We start from the raw sequence: 19,646 nt of genomic DNA, 5'->3' as shown, positions 1-19,646 counted from the left end.
GGCAGCGTCGGTCAGGCCAGCAGCGAGGCCAGGGAAATGAAGTTGACGGTGTCGCCGGTCCGGATGGTCTGGCCGGGCGGGTTGTCGATGACGCCATCGCCCCAGACCATCGACGTCAGCACGCCCGAACTCTGGTTGGCGAACAGGTCGAGCCCGCCGGCGGCATTGCGGCGCGCGCGCAGGAACTCGCGGCGCCGGTCGGCGCGCGGCCAGTCGAAGTCGGCGCGCATCGGCACGGGTTCGGGCGCCACCCGGCTTGCGCCCTGCAGCGTCAGCAGAAACGGGCGCACGAGCAGCAGGAAGGTCAGGAAGCTCGACACCGGGTTGCCGGGCAACCCGGTGACGTGGCAGCGCCCCTGCGCTTCGCCGCCGGCCCGCTGGATCGATCCGTAGGCGAAGGGTTTGCCGGGCTTCATCGAGAGCGACCACAACTGCAGTTCGCCGAGCGCCTGCACGGCGGCCTTGATGTGGTCTTCCTCTCCGACCGAGACGCCGCCGGTGGTGATGATCAGGTCGTTGCCTTCGGCCGCGCCACGCAGCGCCTCGATGGTGGCGTCGCGCCGGTCGGGCACGATGCCGAGATCGTTCACCTCGCAGCCGAGCCTGTGCAGCAAGGCGCGCATGAAGAAGCGGTTTGAGTTGTAGATGGCGCCGGGCTTCATGGCCTCGGGTGCGACCTCGTCGGGCATCACCAGCTCGTCGCCGGTGGACAGCAGCGCGACACGCGGGCGCCGCGCCACCTGCAGCCGATCGAACCCGACGCTGGCCGCAAGGCCGAGCCCTGCGGGCGTCAGGCGCTCGCCCTTGCCGAGCACGACATGGCCGGCCGCCACGTCCTCACCGGCACGGCGGATCCACTGGCCGGCGGAGGGCACCGAGGCGATGCGCACGGCGCCGAGGCCTCCCTCCTGCGGCAAGGGCTCGGTGTCTTCCTGCATCACGATGGCATCGGCACCCTCGGGCACCTGCGCGCCGGTGAAGATGCGCGCCGCGGTGCCGGCTGCCAACGGCGTGCCGACGCTGCCCGCCGGGATGCGTTGCGCGACCTGCAGCATGGCCCCTGGCGCGGCGCAGTCGGCCACGCGCACCGCGTAGCCGTCCATCGAACTGTTGTCGCGCGGCGGCACCGTGATCGCGGCAACCAGGTCCTGGGCGAGCACGCGGCCATCGGCATCGAAGGTGCCGACGCTCTCGGCCGGCAGCATCGGCCTGGCCTTGGCGAGCAGGATGGCCAGCGCCTCGTCGAGCGCCATCAGCGGCGGGCGCGACGACGATGCGGAAGAAGACACGGAAGAAGGCGGTGAATCAGCCATGGTGCCTCGGTTTGTAGTCGAAGCGATCGCCGCTGTCGATCAGCCACTGGGCGATGCCCTCGATGTCGTCGAGGTCGAACAGCGGCCGCTCGGTGGGCTCGGGCAGGCTCTCGGGCGCATTGGTGGCAATGGCGGTCACGAACGGATCATCGATGTACTGCAGGGGCCGCGGCTTCTGGCCCGGCTCGGGCGCGCGCCAGACCTCGATCTTGAGCAGGTCGCTGTGCTTGAAGCCCTCGACCAGCACCCAGTCGACACCGTCGTAGAGCTCGGCGATGAGCTCGTGCACCGACAGCTGCGCGGGCTGCTCGAATTCGCGGATCAGCGCCAGCCGCCGGTCGGACGCCACGACCACTTCGAAGGCGCCGGCCTCGCGGTGGCGGTAGGTGTCCTTGCCGGGGTGGTCGATGTCGAACTTGTGGTGCGCATGCTTCACGACCGAGACGCGCTGCCCATGGAGCCTGAGCACGGGGATCAGGCGCTCGACGAGCGTGGTCTTGCCCGAACCCGAATACCCGGAAAAACCGATCACCTTCATGACGAGTTCCTGAGGCCGCGCGTCAAGCGCGAGCCGAATGCTGATGCAAGGCGGCCATCACGACGTGCTGGCCGGCGCCGTTCAATCGCAGTTCTCGGCGATGTAGGCCTTCACGGCCTCCGCATCGGCCGCAAGCCTGACGACTCGCTTGGGCAGCGACTCGATGCCCTCGAACCTGGCCGGTCGCGGGGGCTCCTGCCCGAGCGCTTCCACCAGCGTGGCGGCGAACTTGATCGGCAGCGCGGTCTCGAGCACCACCATCGGCACGCCCGGCGTGAGGTGCTCGCGCGCGGTCTTGAGGCCGTCGGCGGTGTGCGGATCGATCAGCGTGGCGAAGCGCTTCTCGGTGTCGCGGATCGTCGCGAGCCGGTCTGCATGCGTGCTGCGGCCGCTGCGGAAGCCGAAGCGCTCGGCGGCCTGCGCGAAGACCGGATCGGCGCCGAGGTCGAACTTCGCCTCGCGGCCCAGCTGGTCGACGAACAGCGCGCGCAGCCTGCCGGCATCGCGCCCGACCAGGTCGAACACGAAGCGCTCGAAGTTGCTGGCCTTGCTGATGTCCATCGACGGGCTGGAGGTCTCGTGCGTGTCGACCCCCGCGCGCACGCGGTAAACGCCGGTGCGGAAGAACTCGTCGAGCACGTCGTTCTCGTTGGTGGCCACCACCAGCGTGTGGATCGGCAGGCCCATCATGCGCGCCACGTGGCCCGCGCAGACGTTGCCGAAGTTGCCCGAGGGCACCGCGAAGCTCACGAGCTTGTCGTTCGATGCCGTGGCTTGGAAGTAGCCCGCGAAATAGTAGACCACCTGTGCGAGCAGCCGCGCCCAGTTGATCGAGTTGACCGTGCCGATGCGGTACTTGCGCTTGAAGGCCAGGTCGCTCGACACCGCCTTGACGATGTCCTGGCAGTCGTCGAACACGCCGGTGATGGCGATGTTGTGAATGTTCGCGTCCTGCAGGCTGAACATCTGCGCCTGCTGGAACGGGCTCATGCGACCGTCGGGCGAGGTCATGAAGACGCGCACGCCCTTCTTTCCGCGCATCGCGTACTCGGCCGCGCTGCCGGTGTCGCCGCTGGTGGCGCCGAGGATGTTGAGCTCGGCGTCGCGGCGGGCCAGTTCGTACTCGAACAGGTTGCCGAGCAGCTGCATCGCCATGTCCTTGAAGGCCAGCGTGGGGCCGTTCGACAGGGCTTCGAGGTAGACGCCGTCTTCGAGCTCGCGCAGCGGCACGATCTCGTCGGAGCCGAAGACCTCCGCGGTGTAGGTCTTGGCGCAGAGCGCCTTCAGGTCCGCCGGCGGAATGTCGTCGATGTAGAGCGAGAGGATCTCGAAGGCGAGTTCGGCGTACGGCAGGCTGCGCCACTTCGCGAGCGTGGCCGCGTCGACCTGCGGATAGTGCGCGGGCAGGTAGAGCCCGCCGTCCGGCGCGAGGCCCTCGAGCAAAATCTCGCAGAAGCGCTTGCGGTCGGGATGGCCGCGGGTGCTCAGGTAGTTCACTTCAACTCTTCCTTGCGGATGCGCACGATCGGCTGCAGCACCGTGGGCAGCGCCTGCAAATGCGCGAGCGCATCGTCCATCGTGCCTTCGCGCGCATCGTGCGTGAGGATGATGAGGTCGGTCTGGTTCGAGCCTTCGCCGCCCACTTCGTCGGCTTCGCGCTGCAGCACCGCGTCGATGCTGATGCCGGCATTGGCGAGCAGGCCCGTCACCTTGGCCAGCACGCCGGCCTCGTCGGCCACGCGCAGGCGCAGGTAGTAGCTGGTGACGACCTCGGCCATCGGCAGCACCTGCAGGTCGCTCATCGCATCGGGATGGAAGGCGAGGTGCGGCACGCGGTGGGCCGCGTCGGCCGTGTGCAACCGGGTGATGTCGACCAGGTCGGCGATCACCGCGCTCGCGGTCGGCTCGCTGCCTGCGCCCTTGCCGTAGTAGAGCGTGGTGCCGACGGCATCGCCGTGCACCACCACCGCGTTCATCGCGCCCTCGACGTTGGCGAGCAGCCGCTTCGACGGCACGAGCGCCGGATGCACGCGCAGTTCGACGCCTTGGGCCGTGCGCTTGGTGATGCCGAGCAGCTTGATGCGGTAGCCGAGCTGCTCGGCGTACTTGATGTCCTGCGCCGCGAGCTTGGTGATGCCCTCGATGTGCGCCTTGTCGAACTGCACCGGGATGCCGAACGCGATCGCGCTCATGAGGGTGGCCTTGTGCGCGGCGTCGACGCCCTCGATGTCGAAGGTGGGGTCGGCCTCGGCATAGCCGAGGCGCTGCGCCTCCTTGAGCACGGTCGCGAAGTCGAGCCCCTTGTCGCGCATCTCGGAGAGGATGAAGTTGGTGGTGCCGTTGATGATGCCGGCGATCCACTGGATGCTGTTGGCGGTGAGGCCTTCGCGCAGCGCCTTGATGATCGGGATGCCGCCGGCCACCGCAGCCTCGAAGGCCACCATCACGCCCTTGGCATGGGCGGCCGCGAAGATCTCGGTGCCGTGCACCGCGAGCAGCGCCTTGTTGGCCGTGACCACGTGCTTGCCGGCCGCGATGGCCTCGAGCACCAGCTGCTTGGCGATGCCGTAGCCGCCGATCAGCTCGATCACGATGTCGATGTCGGGGTTGGCGATGACGGCGCGCGCGTCGGCCACCACCTGAACGCCCGCGCCCGCCACCTCGCGTGCGCGCGCCTGGTCGAGGTCGGCGACCATGGTGATCTCGATGCCTCTGCCGGCACGGCGCTTGATTTCTTCCTGGTTGCGCAGCAGCACCTTGAAGGTGCCGCTGCCGACCGTTCCTGCGCCGAGCAGGCCTACCTGGATGGGTTTCATGGGAGATTCGGGTTCAATGGTTTCGTAGAAATGGACAACAGGGCCCGCCGCCGCGCGGCGGCCTCGTCAGCGGCGCAGCAGCAGCGGTCGGCGAAGGCCTCACGCGCTCTTGCTGCGCAGGCGGTAGGTCTCCAGGAACATGGCGATGCGGTTGATGGCCTCGCGCAGGTCGTCTTCATGCGGCAGGAACACGATACGGAAATGGTCGGGCGTCGCCCAGTTGAAGCCCGTCCCCTGCACCAGCATCACCCGGGTTTCCTTCAGCAGCTCGAGGAAGAACTGCCGGTCGTCCTCGATCGGGTAGACCGCGGGATCGAGCTTCGGAAACATGTAGAGCGCGGCGCTCGGCTTGACGCAGCTCACGCCCGGGATCGCGGTGATGAGCTCGTAGGCCAGGTCGCGCTGGCGCCGCAGACGGCCGCCCTCGCCGACGAGGTCGTTGATGCTCTGGTAGCCGCCCAGCGCGGTCTGGATCGCCCATTGCCCCGGCACGTTGGCGCACAGCCGCATGTTCGAGAGCATGTTGAGGCCCTCGATGTAGTCGCGCGCGCGCTTCTTGTCGCCCGACACCACGAGCCACCCCGCGCGGTAGCCGCAGGAGCGATAGCTCTTGGACAGCGAGTTGAAGGTGAGCGTGAGCACGTCGGTCGACAGGCTCGCGATCGCGGTGTGCTTCACGCCGTCGTAGAGCACCTTGTCGTACACCTCGTCGGCGAAGATCACGAGGTCGTGTTCGCGCGCGATCGCCACGATGCGCTTGAGCAGGTCGTCGGAGTAAAGGGCGCCGGTCGGGTTGTTCGGGTTGATCACCACGATCCCCTTGGTGCGGGGCGTGATCTTGGCGCGGATGTCATCGAGGTCGGGCATCCAGCCGTTGGCCTCGTCGCAGAGATAGTGCACCGGCGTGCCGCCCGACAGGCTCGAGGCGGCGGTCCAGAGCGGATAGTCGGGCGCGGGCAGCAGCATCTCGTCGCCGTCGTTGAGCAGCGCGTTGGTGGACATCGCGATCAGCTCGCTCGCCCCGTTGCCCAGGTAGATGTCGTCGAGCGCGACGCCGGCGATGCCCTGCTTCTGGGTCTCGTGCATCACGGCCTTGCGCGCCGCGAAGATGCCCTTGCTGTCCGAATAGCCCGCGGATGCCGGAAGGTTGCGGATCATGTCCTGCTGGACTTCTTCCGGCGCGTCGAAGCCGAACACGGCGAGGTTGCCGATGTTGAGCTTGATGATCTTCTGGCCCTCTTCCTCCATCTGCTTGGCCGCATCCATGATGGGGCCGCGAATGTCGTAGAGCACATTGGCCAGTTTGGCCGATTTCCTGAACTGCTTCAAAGGGCCCTCCCGGGCGCGGGTTACTCGATGTCAAAAGGCCCTTGGAGGCCCCGTGTCACTGGGAAAACCTATAATTTGACCACAGTTCCCAGTGCACCGATGAAGCTCCAGCCCGACAAATCCGACGCCCAGGCCCTGACCGCTCACGGCCCCGGCTGGGTCGCGATCAACAACGAAAAGGTCGAGGGCAGCGTCGTCGTCGGCTCCCACGGGGAGCGTTTCGAGTGGAACTGCACCCGCTTCGACGAAATCGGCCCCGAGCACTTCGCGCAGCTCGCGGCGCTCGGCGCCGAGTTGATCATTTTCGGCAGCGGATCCCGCATCCGCTTCCCGCAGCCCGCCTGGCTCCAGCCGCTGATGGCCCGGCGAACCGGCGTGGAAACCATGGACACGCCCGCCGCCTGCCGCACCTACAACATCCTGGCCGGCGAGGGGCGCCACGTGGTGGCGGCCCTTCTGGTCGAGCCTGCAACCGGCAGCTGAGGGCCATTTCGAGGTAAAATACCGGGTTGCGAACAGGCCTGCTGCCCTCAGTTAGCAACGACCAATACGCCATGTCCGGGCGCGCGTCTACGCGCCGAGCCATGGCAACCAACGGAGAAAACAAGTTTCATGGCGATCGTTGTCAACAAACCCATTCCTGAATTCGACGCCAACGCCACGGGCGGCTTGAAAGTCTCGAATACCTCGCATCTCGGCCAAGTGCTGGTCATGTATTTTTACCCGAAAGATAACACCCCGGGTTGCACGACCGAAGCCATGCAGTTCCGTGACCGCTTCAAGGACTTCGAGAAAGCCGGCGCCACGGTGTTCGGCGTGTCGCGCGACAACATGAAGTCGCACGACGAATTCAAGGCCAAGCTCGAGCTCCCCTTCGAGCTCATCGCCGACACCGAAGAAAAGATGTGCCACATGTTCGGCGTGGTCAAGAACAAGATCATGTACGGCAAGAAGGTCAAGGGCATCGAGCGCAGCACCTTCCTGATCGGCGCCGATGGCATTCTCAAGGCCGAATGGCGCGGCCTCAAGGTGCCGGGCCACGTCGATGACGTGCTCAAGGCCGTCAAGGCGCTGAAGAAAGCCGCCTGAAAAGCCGACCGAGTTACAGCTTGCGCCGACTGTGCGCTTTTGCATCATGCCGTGGGGAATGCCCAACGGCTTGTGCAAAGAGCGCAGAACGCGTCACCTGCGGTGTGCATAATGGCCTCATGCCGTTGAGCTCCACGACCGCATCCTCCGAACGAAGCCGCCTGGCCCTCAGGCGGCTTTTTCGTTTTCCGGTTTCCACTTTCCTGCGAGCGACCTGACTCATGCCATTGCCTCCCGCCCCTACGAAACGCGCCGCACTGCTCTCGCCGGATGCGGTCGACGCACCCGCCCGCTCCACGCACAGGGGCTCGCGCCGCGCCGGCGATCAACGCGATGACGAGGCCGCGGCACCGAACCTGCCCCAGCCCCTCGAGTTGTTCGACAGCCCCGCCAGCGAGACGCCGGGCGGCGGCAACAGCAACAGCACAAACTCGCGCCCGCCACGCCGTGCGGCCACCAAGTCGCGGGCGGCGCCGTCGCACGTGAGCGCACCGCCGCAGCCCCAGCAGCCCGCCGCTGTGCAGGTCGAGACGCGCGTCCAGGCAGCGCCCCCCGCCCCTGTCGCGCCGGCCCCGCAGGCGCCGGCCCGCCCGAAGCGCGCCAGATCCACCGGCCCCGCCAAGCTCTTCGTGCTCGACACCAACGTGCTGCTGCACGACCCGATGTGCCTGTTCCGCTTCGAGGAGCACGATATCTTCCTGCCGATGATCGTGCTGGAGGAACTCGATGGCCACAAGAAGGGCACCACCGAGGTCGCACGCAACGGCCGCCAGACCAGCCGCACGCTCGACGCACTGGCCGCCGCGCAGGACGCCGACATCGACAAGGGCCTGAAGCTCGACACCACCGGTCATCGCGAGGCCGGCGGCCGCCTGTTCTTCCAGACCGCCCCGCTCGACTACGCTTTGCCGATCAGCCTGCCGCAGGGCAAGGCCGACAACCAGATCCTCGGCGTGGTGCACGCACTGCGCGACGAATACGCGAAGGAACAGCCCGGCCGCGCGAAGCGCGAAGTGGTGCTGGTGTCGAAGGACATCAACATGCGCGTCAAGGCGCGCGCGCTGGGCCTGGCCGCCGACGACTACCAGAACGACAAGACGCTCGAAGACGGCGACCTTCTCTATTCGGGCTCGCTCGCGCTGCCGCCCGATTTCTGGACCCGCCAGAGCAAGACCGTCGAGAGCTGGCAGAGCGGCAGCAACACCTTCTACCGCGTGAGCGGCCCGCTGGTGCCGAACCTGTACATCAACCAGTTCGTGTATTTCGAGGCGCCGGGCGAACCGAGCATGTACGCGCGCGTGACCGAGATCCGCGACAAGACGGCGGTGTTCAAGACGCTCAAGGACTACAGCTCGGGCAAGAACGCGGTCTGGGGCGTGAACACCCGCAACCGCGAGCAGAACTTCGCGATGAACCTGCTGATGGACCCCGAGATCGACTTCGTCACGCTTACGGGCACCGCCGGCACGGGCAAGACGCTGATGGCGCTGGCCTCGGGCCTCACGCAGGTGCTCGACGACCGCCGCTACACCGAGATCATCATGACCCGCGCCACGGTGAGCGTGGGCGAGGACATCGGCTTCCTGCCCGGCACCGAGGAAGAGAAGATGGGCCCCTGGATGGGTGCGCTCGACGACAACCTCGAATTCCTCGCCAAGGGCGACGGCGGCAACGCCGGGGAATGGGGCCGCGCCGCCACCAACGAGCTGATCCGCAGCCGCATCAAGATCAAGAGCATGAACTTCATGCGCGGGCGCACCTTCCTCAACAAGTACGTGATCATCGACGAGGCGCAGAACCTCACGCCCAAGCAGATGAAGACCCTGGTGACGCGCGCAGGCCCGGGCACCAAGATCGTCTGCATGGGCAACCTGGCGCAAATCGACACGCCCTACCTGACCGAGGGCTCCTCCGGACTGACCTTCGCGGTCGACAAGTTCAAGGGCTGGCCCCACAGCGGCCACATCACGCTGGCGCGCGGCGAACGCTCCCGGCTGGCCGACTTCGCGAGCGAGGTGCTCTGACGACGCCAGGCCTTCGGCAGCCGATCGGCCCGCAATGCGCCCTGCGCATTGCGGGCCTTTTCATTTGTGGAAGATGGCGGCCGCAGACAGGCTCCTGACAAGACGCTGTCAGGAGCCGCGCCGCACCATCGGCTCCCTTCCACAGAAACGAAAGAGAGTCTTTCATGCAAAACGCCATCACCTGGTTCGAGATCCCGGTCGCCGACCTGGACCGGGCCCAGCGCTTCTACGAAACCGTGCTCGGCCGCGCATTGCGCCGTGAGACGTTCGGTGCCGAGGCGCTGGCCATGTTTCCCCACGACGAGCCTGCGACCGGCGGTTGCCTGCAACCCAGCACCAGCGGCAGCGCCGCACCGGGCAGCGGCATCCGGATCTATCTCGACTGCAACCCGAGCATCGACACCGTGCTCGGGCGCATCGCAGCGGCGGGCGGCGAAGTGACCGTGCCCAAGACCGAACTGCCCAAGGGCCTCGGCTTCATCGCCCACCTGCGCGACACCGAAGGCAACGAGGTCGGGCTGCACGCACTCGCCTGAAGCATGGAACCTGTCCGTCAACCCCAAGCGGCGTTCCATGTGGCGGGCCTCACGGTCCGCACCACGAACGGCGACGAAAGCGACCCGTCGAGCGGCCGCCTCGCGGCGCTCTGGACTCGGTTCTTCGACCAGGAGATCTATGCCTCGACACCGCACCGCAATGCCGACAAGCGCCTGTTCGGCGTCTACTCGGGCTACGAATCGGATGCCCACGGCGCGTTCGACGTGACCGCAGGCGTGTCGGTGGCCGAGGGCGTGGGCAGCAGCGTGGCCATCGAGGCCGGCGACTACCTCGTCTTCACTGCGCGCGGCGAGATGCCGCGGCTGGTGATCGATGCGTGGCAGCGCGTCTGGGACTATTTCGAGGCGCACCCGGAGATCGTGCGCCGCTACCGCAGTGATTTCGAGGCCTACGACGGGCCGGATGCGGTGGCCATTCACATCGGGGTTGCATGACCCTGCCCTGCCCTTTTGCCGACTGACATCGATGCGCCGCGCCGACCGCCTGTTCCAGCTCGTCCAGCTCATCCGCGGCCGCCGGCTCACCACGGCCGCGTTCCTGGCCCAACGCCTCGAGGTGTCGGAGCGCACCGTCTACCGCGACGTGGCCGACCTGCAGCACCAGGGCGTACCGATCGAGGGCGAAGCGGGTGTGGGCTACCGGCTGGGCGCGGGCTTCGAACTGCCGCCGCTGATGTTCACGCAGGAGGAAGCCTCGGCGCTCGTGGCAGCGGCGCGCGTCGCGCAGAGCTGGGTCGATCCGGCGCTGGCGCGCAACATCGAAACCGGGCTCGGCAAGATCCTCTCGGTGCTGCCGCCGGCCGCGCGGGTCGGCGCAGAAGCACTCGCGCTCTACGCGCCCGGGATGGGGCTGGACGATGCAATGCGCGCCCGGCTGCAGGTGCTGCGCGAGGCGGTGGCGGCGCGGCAGAAGCTGCACCTGCGCTACCGCGACGTGTCGGGCGATGCGAGCGAACGCACGGTGCGCCCGCTCGGTTGTTTCTATTGGGGGAAGGTCTGGACGCTCTCGACCTGGTGCGAGCTGCGTGCCGACTTCCGCGCTTTCCGCCTCGACCGCATGGACGGCCTCGACGCGCTGCCCGAGCGCTTCCGCGACGAGCCGGGCAAGACGCTGGCCGACATGCTGCGCCAGCTCAAGGCACGGCACGCCGAGGAGAACCGGCCGCCGCTGCAGGCCTGATGCCCGCCCGGCAACCCATCGTCAGTAGTCGTCGCTGCCGCCGTAGCTCGCGAGGTTCTCGAATTTGGTGAGCGGCTTGAGGAACGCGAGCTTGACGGTGCCGGTGGGGCCGTTGCGGTGCTTGCTGATGATCACCTCGGCAACGCCCGGCTCCTTGCTGTTCTTGTCGTAGTAGTCGTCGCGGTAGATGAACATGATGATGTCCGCGTCCTGCTCGATGGCGCCGGATTCGCGCAGGTCGCTCATCATCGGGCGCTTGTCGGTGCGGCTCTCGACTCCACGGCTCAACTGCGACAGCGCAATCACCGGGCACTTGAGCTCCTTGGCGAGCATCTTGAGGCCGCGCGAGATTTCGCCCACGGCGGTGGCGCGGTTCTCGTCGCTCATGCTGCTCGACACGCTCATGAGCTGGAGGTAGTCGACCACGATCAGGCCGAGCCGCCCGTACTGGCGTGCCAGGCGGCGCGCGTTGGCGCGCAGCTCACTGGTCGTGAGGCCCGGCGTCTCGTCGATGTGCAGCGACACGTTGCGCAGCTTCTCGATCGCCTCGGTCAGGCGCGGCCATTCCTCGTCGCTGAGCTTGCCGGTGCGCAGGTGGCCCTGGTCGATGCGCCCGATCGAGCCCACGATACGCACCGCGAGCTGCGAAGCGCCCATTTCCATCGAGAAGACCGCCACCGGCAGGCCTTCGTTGAGCGCGACATGCTCTGCAATGTTGATGGCCAGCGAGGTCTTGCCCATCGAGGGCCGTGCGGCCAGCACGATCATGTCGCCCGGCTGCAGGCCCGAGGTCATCTTGTCGAACTCGTAGAAGCCGGTGCGCACGCCCGTGATGTCGTTCGGGTTCTCGGCCATCTCGGTCACGCGGTCGAGCAGTTCGACCACCAGGGCATCCATGCTCTGGAAGCCCTGCTTCATCCGCGTGCCTTCTTCGCCGATGTTGAAGATCTTCTGCTCGGCCTCGTCGAGGATCTTGTCGACCGACTTGCCCTGCGTGTTGAACGCATTGGTCGCGATCTCGTCGCTCGCCGACACCAGCTTGCGCAGGATCGAGCGCTCGCGCACGATCTCCGCATAGCGGCGGATGTTGCTCGCGCTCGGCACGTACTGCGCGAGCGAGTTCAGGTAGACCAGCCCGCCGATCTCCTCGGCCTTGCCGAGGCCCTGCAGCTGCTCGTAGACGGTGATGACGTCGGCCGGCTTGCTCGCGTTGATCAGGCCGCCGATGGCGGCGTAGATCAACTTGTGCTCGTGGCGATAGAAATCGCCGTCCACCAGCAGGTCGCCCATGCGGTCCCAGGCCCCGTTGTCGAGCAGCAGGCCGCCGAGCACGCTCGACTCGGCCTCGATCGAATGAGGCGGAATCCGGAGCTTGGCAACTTGGCGGTCGGCCGACGGGTCATTGTCGGCATAGGAGAAAACGGCGGACATGGACTTCCCTTGCAACCCTGCATGCTAAGCCGCGCACGCGATCGCGTGTGTGGACAAGGTTGTGAATAAACGGTGATCTTTCGGTGCACCGAACTGGAAAACCGGTGCGCAGAAATACAAAAGCCGCCCGAGGGCGGCTTTTGCGGGCAGCGCACCAGGCGCCGCGGAAACGATCAGGCGGTTTCGCCGTAGACCGTGACGTTGATGTCGACCACCACGTCGGTGTGCAGCGAAACGCTCACCGTGGTGTCGCCGACCGTCTTGATCGGGCCGTTGGGCAGGCGCACTTGCGACTTCGCGACCTTGTAGCCTTGCTTGCCGAGCTCTTCGGCGATGTCGCCGTTGGTGACCGAGCCGAACAGGCGGCCGTCGACACCGGCCTTTTGGGTCAGCTTGACGGTCGTGCCGCCGAGCTTCTCGCCCTGGGCTTGCGACTCGGCCAGCTTGGCAGCCGCAGCCTTTTCGAGTTCGACGCGCTTGGCTTCGAATTCGGCCTTGTTGGCAGCGGTAGCGCGGCGGGCGCGGCCCGTCGGGATCAGGAAGTTGCGGGCGTAGCCGTCCTTGACCTTGACGATGTCGCCGAGACCGCCGACGTTCAGGACCTTGTCCAGAAGAATGATTTGCATGGTGCGGGCTCCTTAGACGCGGTGCTGGTCGCTGTACGGCACCATCGCGAGGAAGCGTGCGCGCTTGATCGCGGTGTTGAGCTGGCGCTGGTAGATCGCGCGCGTGCCGGTCAGGCGGGCGGGAATGATCTTGCCGTTTTCGCTGATGAAGTCACGCAGCGTGTCGATGTCCTTGTAGTCGATCTCTTCGACGCCAGCGACCGTGAAGCGGCAGAAGCGCTTGCGCTTGAACAGCAGCGACTGGGTGTTGCGCTTCGGGCGCTTGTCTTTGTTGAATTTCTTGAACGTGGCCATTTCGGGACCTCTTTTCGAAAATTAATTTTGCTGAAAATCCTGGATGTGCAGGACCGGATACTTGCCGTTGCCCGGTGTCGCGAGAAAGCCCTGAAAACGCCAGAGGCTCCCCATCGACTGACTTGCGAGCCGTTCGGCGACAGCGCCGAAGGCCACGGCCTTGAGGGCCGTTTTCACCTGCCTGGCTTTTCCTGCCTCCTGGAGCGTCGATTCGTGCTCGAGCTTCAGGTCGATGGCGGGAAGGCCGGCGGGCGTGTATCGCAAGGCTCCGAGTTCGGCGACAGAGGCGGTCAGCAGCAGCTGGTTGAGCCCGGTCGCCGCAGCAGCGGCAGCGGTCACGCCATCAGCTGTTGTTGTTGGCGGCGTATTCGGCCTGCTGAGCCTTGCGGGCTTCTTCGCGCTCGACCGTCTTCATCATCGACGAAGGACCGGTGTCGGCCTTCTTCTTCTGGACGGTCAGGTGGCGCAGCACGGCGTCGTTGAACTTGAACGCATGCTCGAGCTCGCCCATCACGGTTTGTTCAGCTTCGATGTTGACGCACAGGTAGTGCGCCTTGTTGAGCTTGTTGATCTGGTAGGCCAGCTGACGGCGGCCCCAGTCTTCAACGCGGTGGACCTTGCCGCCGCCGGCCGTGATCAGGCCCTTGTAACGCTCCAGCATGGCCGGAACTTGTTCGCTCTGATCCGGGTGGATCAGCAAAATGATTTCATAGTGACGCATGGCACTCCTTGTGGGTTCTTCCGGGGAAGAGAAAAAGCCACCTGCAGCGTCGGGCGCAGTGTGGCAAGGCAAAGCCGGCGATTATAGCCCTGTAGCGAGCACTACGGCAAGTCGACGCGGCTGGATCAGTCGTTGAGGGCCTGGTCGAGCGCAGCGGCCTTGTCAGGCCCGACTGCGGCGCGGATCTTGGGCGCCAGCGCGAGCAGGTCCTCGTAGCTCGTGGTGCCCTCGACCTGGAGGTTGAGCCGGAAACCCCTGAGCCCGAGGCTGCCGGTGAGCTGGGTGGCGATCGGGTAGGCGTCCTTGTAGCGCTGCTGCCTGCTGCGGCCCGGCGCTGCCGGACCCGGAGCGGGGACAGCAGCCGCTGCAGCAGATGCCGCCGCCTCGGCCAGCGGCGCACTGCTGCTTTCGCCATGGCCGCCGGGCGCCTCGAGCAAACCGAGCAGGACCATCTGGTCGACGTCTTCGCGCGCAATGCCCATGCCGCCGGCCAGCACCTCCTCGATCGAGCGCTTGCCGTCGAACAGGATGAAGGCCGAGCGCTGGCGCGGCGACAGCGCCACCGATCGGTCCTTGAAGGCCTGCTGGCCAGCCGGAGTCTTGACAAGAATCATGTGGTCTTCCCCATCCGGGATACGCCCGTTCTCCTTCAAGTTTGTCACCAAATACGCATTTGGTTTCAAAAATACGCGCCAGCCGCGGGAATCCCCGCATGGGGATTTCCGCCATCCGAAGCCTCAGCGCTTGGCGAGCAGCTGCCAGGTGTCGATCACGCTGTCGGGATTGAGCGAGATCGACTGGATGCCCTGCTCCGCCAGCCAGAGCGCGAAGTCGGGATGGTCGCTGGGGCCCTGGCCGCAGATGCCGACGTACTTGCCTTCGGCCTGGCAGGCCTTGATGACGCGGCTCAGCAACGCCTTGACGGCCGGGTCGCGCTCGTCGAAGTCGGCCGCCAGCAGCTCGAGACCCGAGTCGCGGTCGAGGCCGAGCGTGAGCTGGGTCAGGTCGTTCGAGCCGATGGAGAAGCCGTCGAAGAACTTCAGGAACTCCTCCGGCAGCACCGCGTTGCTCGGCACCTCGCACATCATGATCAGCTTGAGCTCGTTCTCGCCGCGCTTCAGGCCGTGCTCGGCCAGCAGGTTGGTGACGCGTTCGGCCTGGCCGAGCGTGCGCACGAACGGCACCATGATCTGCACGTTGACCAGCCCCATGTCGTTGCGCACGCGCTTGAGCGCCTCGCACTCCATCGCGAAGGCTTCGCCGAAGTCCTTGCTCAGGTAGCGCGCGGCACCGCGGAAGCCGAGCATCGGGTTCTCTTCCTCGGGCTCGTAGCGGCTGCCGCCGATCAGCTTGCGGTATTCGTTCGACTTGAAGTCCGACAGGCGCACGATCACCTGCTTGGGCCAGAACGCGGCCGCGATGGTCGCGATGCCCTCGGCCACCTTGTCGACGTAGAAGGCGCGCGGCGAGGCATGGCCCCGGGCCACCGACTCGACGGCCTTCTTCAGGTCGTTGTCGACGTTGGGATAGTCGAGGATCGCCTTCGGGTGGACGCCGATGTTGTTGTTGATGATGAACTCGAGTCGCGCGAGGCCGACGCCGTGGTTCGGCAGCTGCGCGAAGTCGAACGCGAGCTGCGGATTGCCGACGTTCATCATGAGCTTGATGTCGATCTCGGGCATCACGCCGCGCTGCACCTCGGTAACCTCGGTCTCGAGCAGGCCGTCGTAGATGAAGCCGGTGTCGCCCTCGGCGCAGCTCACCGTCACCAGCGTGCCCTCCTTCAGCAGGTCGGTGGCATCGCCGCAGCCCACGACGGCGGGAATGCCGAGCTCGCGCGCGATGATGGCCGCATGGCAGGTGCGCCCGCCGCGGTTGGTCACGATGGCGGCGGCGCGCTTCATCACCGGCTCCCAGTTGGGATCGGTCATGTCGGTCACGAGCACGTCGCCGGCCTGCACCTTGTCCATCTCGCTGATGCTGTGCACCAGGCGCACCGGGCCGGTGCCGATCTTCTGGCCGATCGCGCGGCCTTCGGCGAGCACCGCGCCCTTGCCCAGCAGCTTGTAGCGCTGCTCGGCCTTGCCCTGCTGCTGGCTCTTCACGGTCTCGGGACGCGCCTGCAGGATGTAGAGCTGGCCGTCGGTGCCGTCCTTGCCCCACTCGATGTCCATCGGCCGGCCATAGTGCTCCTCGATGACGAGCGCGTATCTGGCGAGCTGCTCGACGTCTTCGTCGGTCAGCGAGTAGCGGTTGCGCTGCTCGGCCTTGACGTCGGTGGTCTTCACGAGCTTGCCGGTGGCCTTCTTCTCCTCGGGCGTGGCGAACTCCATCTGGATCAGCTTGGAGCCGAGGTTGCGGCGGATCACCGCGCGCTTGCCCGCGCGCAGCGTGGGCTTGTGGACGTAGAACTCGTCGGGGTTGACGGCGCCCTGCACCACCGTTTCGCCGAGGCCGTAGCTCGAGGTGATGAACACCACGTCTTCGAAGCCCGACTCGGTGTCGATGGTGAACATCACACCGGCCGCGCCGAGGTCGGAGCGCACCATGCGCTGCACGCCCGCCGACAGCGCCACCACGTCGTGCGCGAAGCCCTTGTGGACGCGGTAGCTGATGGCGCGGTCGTTGTAGAGCGAGGCGAAGACTTCCTTCATCTTGTGCAGCACATCGTCGATGCCGACCACGTTGAGGAAAGTCTCCTGCTGGCCTGCGAACGAGGCATCGGGCAGGTCTTCAGCCGTGGCGGACGAGCGCACCGCGAACGAGGCTGAAGGGTTGCCTTCGCTGAGCTTCGCAAAGGCCTCGGCGATCGCCTTTTGAAGGTCGGCCGGGAAAGGTTGCGCTTCGACCATGGCGCGGATCTCGGCGCCGGCGGTGGCCAGCGCGCGGACGTCCTCGGTGTCGAGTGCAGCGAGCTTCTTGCTGATCTTGTCGGCCAGCCCGTCGTGTGCCAGGAACTGGCGGAAGGCATGCGCCGTGGTCGCAAAGCCCGTGGGCACCCGCACGCCCTGCGGCAGCTGCGAAATCATCTCGCCGAGGCTGGCGTTCTTGCCGCCGACCGACTCGACGTCGGTCATCCTCAGGTTTTCAAACGGTACGACCAGGGCGGTCGCGTCGAAAAGTGCAGACATGGGAAAGCTCCAGAAGTTGAAATCGGTGCGGCATGCAGGCGGCGCGGCACGATCGTTCTCGTTGCTCTGGGTGCGGTCGCGGCGTGCATGGAGAAGAAGAATTCTGAACGGGCAGGCGGATTCCCGATAATGGGCCGGATTGTAGGGGGGGCGGGATGGCCCGCGCCGCAGGACAAGGCCGCAAGACATGACCACACGCACAGTTTTCTTCATTTCGGACGGCACGGGCATCACCGCCGAGACCTTCGGCAACGCCGTGCTGGCGCAGTTCGAGATGAAGCCGCGCCATGTGCGCCTGCCCTTCACCGACACCGTCGACAAGGCGCACCAGGCGGTGCGGCAGATCAACCACACGGCCGAACTCGAGGGCGTGCGCCCGATCGTCTTCACGACGCTGGCGAACATGGAAGTGCTGGAGGTGATCGAAACCGGCTGCAAGGGCATGCTGCTCGACATGTTCGGCACCTTCGTGCGCCCGCTCGAGATCGAGCTGGCCATGAAGTCGAACCACCGCATCGGCCGCTTCAGCGACGTCAGCAAGAGCAAGGAATACGACGCCCGCATCGCGGCCATCGATTTCAGCCTGGCCCACGACGACGGCCAGAGCAACCGCGACCTCCAAGGCGCCGACGTGATCCTGGTCGGCGTGAGCCGCAGCGGCAAGACGCCGACCTCGCTCTACCTGGCCATGCAGCACGGCCTGAAGGCGGCCAACTACCCGCTGATCCCCGAGGACTTCGAGCGCCGCCAGCTGCCGCCCGCGCTGATGCCCCACCGCAAGAAGATCTTCGGCCTCACGATCCAGCCCGAGCGGCTGAGCCAGATCCGCAACGAGCGCCGGCCCGACTCGCGCTACGCCAGCCTCGAGAACTGCCGCCACGAGGTGAGCGAAGCCGAGGCCATGATGCGCCGCGCGGGCATCCGGTGGCTCTCGACCACGACCAAGTCGATCGAGGAAATCGCCACCACCATCCTGCAGGAACTCAAGCCCGAGCGGCTCACGTACTGAGCCGCCGAGGCGGCCGGCTCAGGCCGGTGCCGACGTGCGGATCAGGTGGTCGAAGGCCCCCAGCGCCGCCTTCGCGCCGTCGCCGGCCGCGATGATGATCTGCTTGAACGGCACCGTGGTCACGTCGCCTGCCGCGAACACGCCCGGCACCGAGGTCTGACCGCGCGCATCCACGACGATCTCGCCGTGCTTCGTGAGCTCGACCACGCCCTTGAGCCAATCGGTGTTGGGCACGAGGCCGATCTGGATGAACACGCCTTCGAGCTCGACCTTCTTCAGTTCGCCCGATGCGCGGTCCTTGTAGACCAGGCCGTTGACCTTCTGATCGCCGGTGATCTCGGTGGTCTGCGCATTGGTGAACACGTCGACGTTCTTCAGGCTGTGGAGCTTGCGTTGCAGCACCGCGTCGGCGCGCAGAGCCGTGTCGAACTCGATCAGAGTGACATGGCCCACGATGCCGGCCAGGTCGATCGCCGCTTCGACGCCGGAATTGCCGCCGCCGATGACCGCGACGCGCTTGCCCTTGAACAGCGGGCCGTCGCAGTGGGGGCAGTACGCCACGCCCTTGTTCTTGAACTCGTGCTCGCCGGGCACGTTGATGTTGCGCCAGCGCGCGCCGGTCGAAATGATGATGGACTTGCTCTTGAGCGAAGCGCCGCTTTCAAGCTGCACTTCGATCAGGTCATTGCCGGGCACCAGCGCCTTGGCACGCTGCAGATTCATGATGTCGACGTCGTAGTCGCGCACATGCTCCTCGAGCGCGTGGGCGAACTTGGGGCCTTCGGTTTCCTTGATCGAGATGAAGTTCTCGATGCCGAGCGTGTCGAGCACCTGGCCGCCGAAGCGCTCCGATGCCACACCGGTGCGGATGCCCTTGCGCGCCGCGTACACGGCGGCTGCGGCACCAGCGGGGCCGCCGCCGACGATGAGTACGTCGAACGGGTCCTTGGCGGCGATCTTCTTGGCTTCGCGCTCGACGCCGCTGGTGTCGATCTTGGCGAGGATTTCTTCCAGGCTCATGCGGCCCTGGCCGAACTCGGTGCCGTTCAGGAACACGGTCGGCACGGCCATGATCTGGCGTTCCTTGACCTCGTCCTGGAAGGTCCCGCCTTCGATCATCGTGGTGCGGATGCGCGGGTTCTGCACCGCCATCAGGTTCAGCGCCTGGACCACGTCGGGGCAGTTGTGGCAGGTGAGCGAGACGTAGATCTCGAACTCGAAGTCGCCATCGAGCGCCTTGATCTGGTCGAGCACGGCTTGCTCGACCTTGGGCGGGTAGCCACCGATCTGCAGCAAGGCAAGGATCAGCGACGTGAATTCGTGGCCCATCGGCAGGCCGGCGAAGCGCGGGCCGTGGTTCTCGCTCGGCCGGTTGATCGAGAACGAGGGCTTGCGGTGGCTGTCGTCGCGGCTTTCGGTCAGCTTGACGAGCGGCGAGGATTCGGCGACGTCCTTCAGCAACGACAGCATCTCGCCCGAGGCCTTGCTGTCGTCGAGCGAGGCGACGATCTCGATCGGCTGCGTGGCGCGTTCGAGGTAACTCTTCAATTGGGCCTTGGTGGCGGTGTCGAGCATGAGGGACTCTCTT

General features: G+C 66.3%; 20 protein-coding genes. 7 read left to right on the top strand and 13 right to left on the bottom strand.

From position 1 onward, the window contains the following. Positions 1-11 precede the first annotated feature (11 nt). From AC3A6J_RS11165 to AC3A6J_RS11145, 5 genes are all read right to left on the bottom strand, one after another. Positions 12-1,313 (bottom strand): molybdopterin molybdotransferase MoeA, encoded by a 1,302-nt coding sequence (locus AC3A6J_RS11165; protein ID WP_487859989.1) that lies wholly within the window; start codon positions 1,311-1,313, stop codon positions 12-14. After that, the gene (gene mobB, locus AC3A6J_RS11160; protein ID WP_487859988.1) at positions 1,306-1,851 is read right to left on the bottom strand and encodes a molybdopterin-guanine dinucleotide biosynthesis protein B; all 546 of its coding nucleotides are present in this window, start codon (positions 1,849-1,851) and stop codon (positions 1,306-1,308) included. The genes AC3A6J_RS11165 and mobB overlap by 8 nt, the downstream gene beginning before the upstream one ends. Positions 1,852-1,932: 81 nt before the next feature. Then, complete coding sequence (gene thrC, locus AC3A6J_RS11155; RefSeq protein ID WP_487859987.1) at positions 1,933-3,348, bottom strand: threonine synthase; 1,416 nt, start codon at positions 3,346-3,348, stop codon at positions 1,933-1,935. Beyond that, positions 3,345-4,667, bottom strand: coding sequence for a homoserine dehydrogenase (locus AC3A6J_RS11150; protein ID WP_487859986.1), 1,323 nt, complete (start codon positions 4,665-4,667; stop codon positions 3,345-3,347). The genes thrC and AC3A6J_RS11150 overlap by 4 nt, the downstream gene beginning before the upstream one ends. Before the next feature lie 99 nt (positions 4,668-4,766). Further along, entirely contained in the window at positions 4,767-5,996 is a 1,230-nt protein-coding gene (locus tag AC3A6J_RS11145; RefSeq protein WP_487859985.1) for a pyridoxal phosphate-dependent aminotransferase, read from the bottom strand. 99 nt (positions 5,997-6,095) lie between these two features. Here AC3A6J_RS11145 and AC3A6J_RS11140 point away from each other — a divergent pair, with 99 nt between their 5' ends. The 6 genes from AC3A6J_RS11140 (at position 6,096) to AC3A6J_RS11115 (ending at position 10,846) form a co-directional block, all read left to right on the top strand. Continuing rightward, a complete protein-coding gene (locus tag AC3A6J_RS11140; RefSeq protein ID WP_487859984.1) occupies positions 6,096-6,479 on the top strand; it encodes an Mth938-like domain-containing protein in 384 nt (127 codons plus the stop codon). A gap of 129 nt (positions 6,480-6,608) precedes the next feature. Further along, entirely contained in the window at positions 6,609-7,085 is a 477-nt protein-coding gene (locus AC3A6J_RS11135) for a peroxiredoxin (RefSeq protein WP_487859983.1), read from the top strand. Positions 7,086-7,306: 221 nt separating this feature from the next. Further along, positions 7,307-9,109: a PhoH family protein gene (locus AC3A6J_RS11130; RefSeq protein ID WP_487859982.1), complete on the top strand. Its 1,803-nt coding sequence runs from the start codon at positions 7,307-7,309 to the stop codon at positions 9,107-9,109. A 164-nt stretch (positions 9,110-9,273) separates the two neighbouring features. Continuing rightward, complete coding sequence (locus AC3A6J_RS11125) at positions 9,274-9,645, top strand: VOC family protein (RefSeq protein WP_487859981.1); 372 nt, start codon at positions 9,274-9,276, stop codon at positions 9,643-9,645. Between the two features lie 3 nt (positions 9,646-9,648). Further along, positions 9,649-10,101 carry a GyrI-like domain-containing protein gene (locus AC3A6J_RS11120; RefSeq protein ID WP_487859980.1) on the top strand — a complete coding sequence of 151 codons (453 nt, stop codon included), beginning with the start codon at positions 9,649-9,651 and terminating at the stop codon, positions 10,099-10,101. Between the two features lie 31 nt (positions 10,102-10,132). After that, entirely contained in the window at positions 10,133-10,846 is a 714-nt protein-coding gene (locus AC3A6J_RS11115) for a helix-turn-helix transcriptional regulator (protein ID WP_487859979.1), read from the top strand. Between the two features lie 21 nt (positions 10,847-10,867). On the opposite strand, the gene dnaB is transcribed toward AC3A6J_RS11115, so the two are convergent. The 7 genes from dnaB to ppsA all read right to left on the bottom strand — a co-directional run bounded on the left by dnaB (position 10,868) and on the right by ppsA (position 17,049). Next, on the bottom strand, positions 10,868-12,277 hold the full coding sequence (gene dnaB, locus AC3A6J_RS11110) for a replicative DNA helicase (RefSeq protein ID WP_487859978.1): 1,410 nt from the start codon (positions 12,275-12,277) through the stop codon (positions 10,868-10,870). Positions 12,278-12,450: 173 nt separating this feature from the next. Beyond that, on the bottom strand, positions 12,451-12,903 hold the full coding sequence (rplI, locus tag AC3A6J_RS11105; protein ID WP_487859977.1) for a 50S ribosomal protein L9: 453 nt from the start codon (positions 12,901-12,903) through the stop codon (positions 12,451-12,453). A gap of 12 nt (positions 12,904-12,915) precedes the next feature. Then, positions 12,916-13,197: a 30S ribosomal protein S18 gene (gene rpsR / locus AC3A6J_RS11100; protein WP_007830781.1), complete on the bottom strand. Its 282-nt coding sequence runs from the start codon at positions 13,195-13,197 to the stop codon at positions 12,916-12,918. 21 nt (positions 13,198-13,218) lie between these two features. Continuing rightward, positions 13,219-13,536 carry a primosomal replication protein N gene (gene priB, locus AC3A6J_RS11095; protein ID WP_487859976.1) on the bottom strand — a complete coding sequence of 106 codons (318 nt, stop codon included), beginning with the start codon at positions 13,534-13,536 and terminating at the stop codon, positions 13,219-13,221. A 4-nt stretch (positions 13,537-13,540) separates the two neighbouring features. Continuing rightward, positions 13,541-13,918 carry a 30S ribosomal protein S6 gene (rpsF, locus tag AC3A6J_RS11090; RefSeq protein ID WP_487859975.1) on the bottom strand — a complete coding sequence of 126 codons (378 nt, stop codon included), beginning with the start codon at positions 13,916-13,918 and terminating at the stop codon, positions 13,541-13,543. Positions 13,919-14,043: 125 nt separating this feature from the next. After that, positions 14,044-14,532 carry a hypothetical protein gene (locus tag AC3A6J_RS11085; RefSeq protein ID WP_487859974.1) on the bottom strand — a complete coding sequence of 163 codons (489 nt, stop codon included), beginning with the start codon at positions 14,530-14,532 and terminating at the stop codon, positions 14,044-14,046. Between the two features lie 123 nt (positions 14,533-14,655). Further along, positions 14,656-17,049, bottom strand: coding sequence for a phosphoenolpyruvate synthase (ppsA, locus tag AC3A6J_RS11080; RefSeq protein WP_487859973.1), 2,394 nt, complete (start codon positions 17,047-17,049; stop codon positions 14,656-14,658). Positions 17,050-17,236: 187 nt separating this feature from the next. Between ppsA and ppsR the strand changes: the two genes are divergently transcribed. After that, a complete protein-coding gene (gene ppsR, locus AC3A6J_RS11075) occupies positions 17,237-18,058 on the top strand; it encodes a posphoenolpyruvate synthetase regulatory kinase/phosphorylase PpsR (RefSeq protein ID WP_487859972.1) in 822 nt (273 codons plus the stop codon). Between the two features lie 18 nt (positions 18,059-18,076). Here ppsR and ahpF read toward each other — a convergent pair whose 3' ends face one another. Next, complete coding sequence (ahpF, locus tag AC3A6J_RS11070) at positions 18,077-19,633, bottom strand: alkyl hydroperoxide reductase subunit F (protein WP_487859971.1); 1,557 nt, start codon at positions 19,631-19,633, stop codon at positions 18,077-18,079. Positions 19,634-19,646 lie beyond the last annotated feature (13 nt).

Source organism: Variovorax sp. Soil_C_39 (assembly GCF_057656815.1).
Note: the sequence above shows the minus strand (reverse complement) of the source record. Positions and strands in the feature narration are given on the sequence as shown.

Excerpts from the sequence above, each read along its gene's own strand:
- AC3A6J_RS11150 (WP_487859986.1), bottom strand. The coding sequence starts at position 4,667 with ATGAAACCCATCCAGGTAGGCCTGCTCGGCGCAGGAACGGTCGGCAGC.
- AC3A6J_RS11115 (WP_487859979.1), top strand. The coding sequence starts at position 10,133 with ATGCGCCGCGCCGACCGCCTGTTCCAGCTCGTCCAGCTCATCCGCGGC.
- ahpF (WP_487859971.1), bottom strand. The coding sequence starts at position 19,633 with ATGCTCGACACCGCCACCAAGGCCCAATTGAAGAGTTACCTCGAACGC.
- AC3A6J_RS11085 (WP_487859974.1), bottom strand. The coding sequence starts at position 14,532 with ATGATTCTTGTCAAGACTCCGGCTGGCCAGCAGGCCTTCAAGGACCGA.
- rplI (WP_487859977.1), bottom strand. The coding sequence starts at position 12,903 with ATGCAAATCATTCTTCTGGACAAGGTCCTGAACGTCGGCGGTCTCGGC.
- rpsR (WP_007830781.1), bottom strand. The coding sequence starts at position 13,197 with ATGGCCACGTTCAAGAAATTCAACAAAGACAAGCGCCCGAAGCGCAAC.
- AC3A6J_RS11135 (WP_487859983.1), top strand. The coding sequence starts at position 6,609 with ATGGCGATCGTTGTCAACAAACCCATTCCTGAATTCGACGCCAACGCC.
- AC3A6J_RS11120 (WP_487859980.1), top strand. The coding sequence starts at position 9,649 with ATGGAACCTGTCCGTCAACCCCAAGCGGCGTTCCATGTGGCGGGCCTC.
- dnaB (WP_487859978.1), bottom strand. The coding sequence starts at position 12,277 with ATGTCCGCCGTTTTCTCCTATGCCGACAATGACCCGTCGGCCGACCGC.
- ppsA (WP_487859973.1), bottom strand. The coding sequence starts at position 17,049 with ATGTCTGCACTTTTCGACGCGACCGCCCTGGTCGTACCGTTTGAAAAC.
- AC3A6J_RS11130 (WP_487859982.1), top strand. The coding sequence starts at position 7,307 with ATGCCATTGCCTCCCGCCCCTACGAAACGCGCCGCACTGCTCTCGCCG.
- AC3A6J_RS11125 (WP_487859981.1), top strand. The coding sequence starts at position 9,274 with ATGCAAAACGCCATCACCTGGTTCGAGATCCCGGTCGCCGACCTGGAC.
- AC3A6J_RS11165 (WP_487859989.1), bottom strand. The coding sequence starts at position 1,313 with ATGGCTGATTCACCGCCTTCTTCCGTGTCTTCTTCCGCATCGTCGTCG.
- AC3A6J_RS11140 (WP_487859984.1), top strand. The coding sequence starts at position 6,096 with ATGAAGCTCCAGCCCGACAAATCCGACGCCCAGGCCCTGACCGCTCAC.
- rpsF (WP_487859975.1), bottom strand. The coding sequence starts at position 13,918 with ATGCGTCACTATGAAATCATTTTGCTGATCCACCCGGATCAGAGCGAA.
- mobB (WP_487859988.1), bottom strand. The coding sequence starts at position 1,851 with ATGAAGGTGATCGGTTTTTCCGGGTATTCGGGTTCGGGCAAGACCACG.
- ppsR (WP_487859972.1), top strand. The coding sequence starts at position 17,237 with ATGACCACACGCACAGTTTTCTTCATTTCGGACGGCACGGGCATCACC.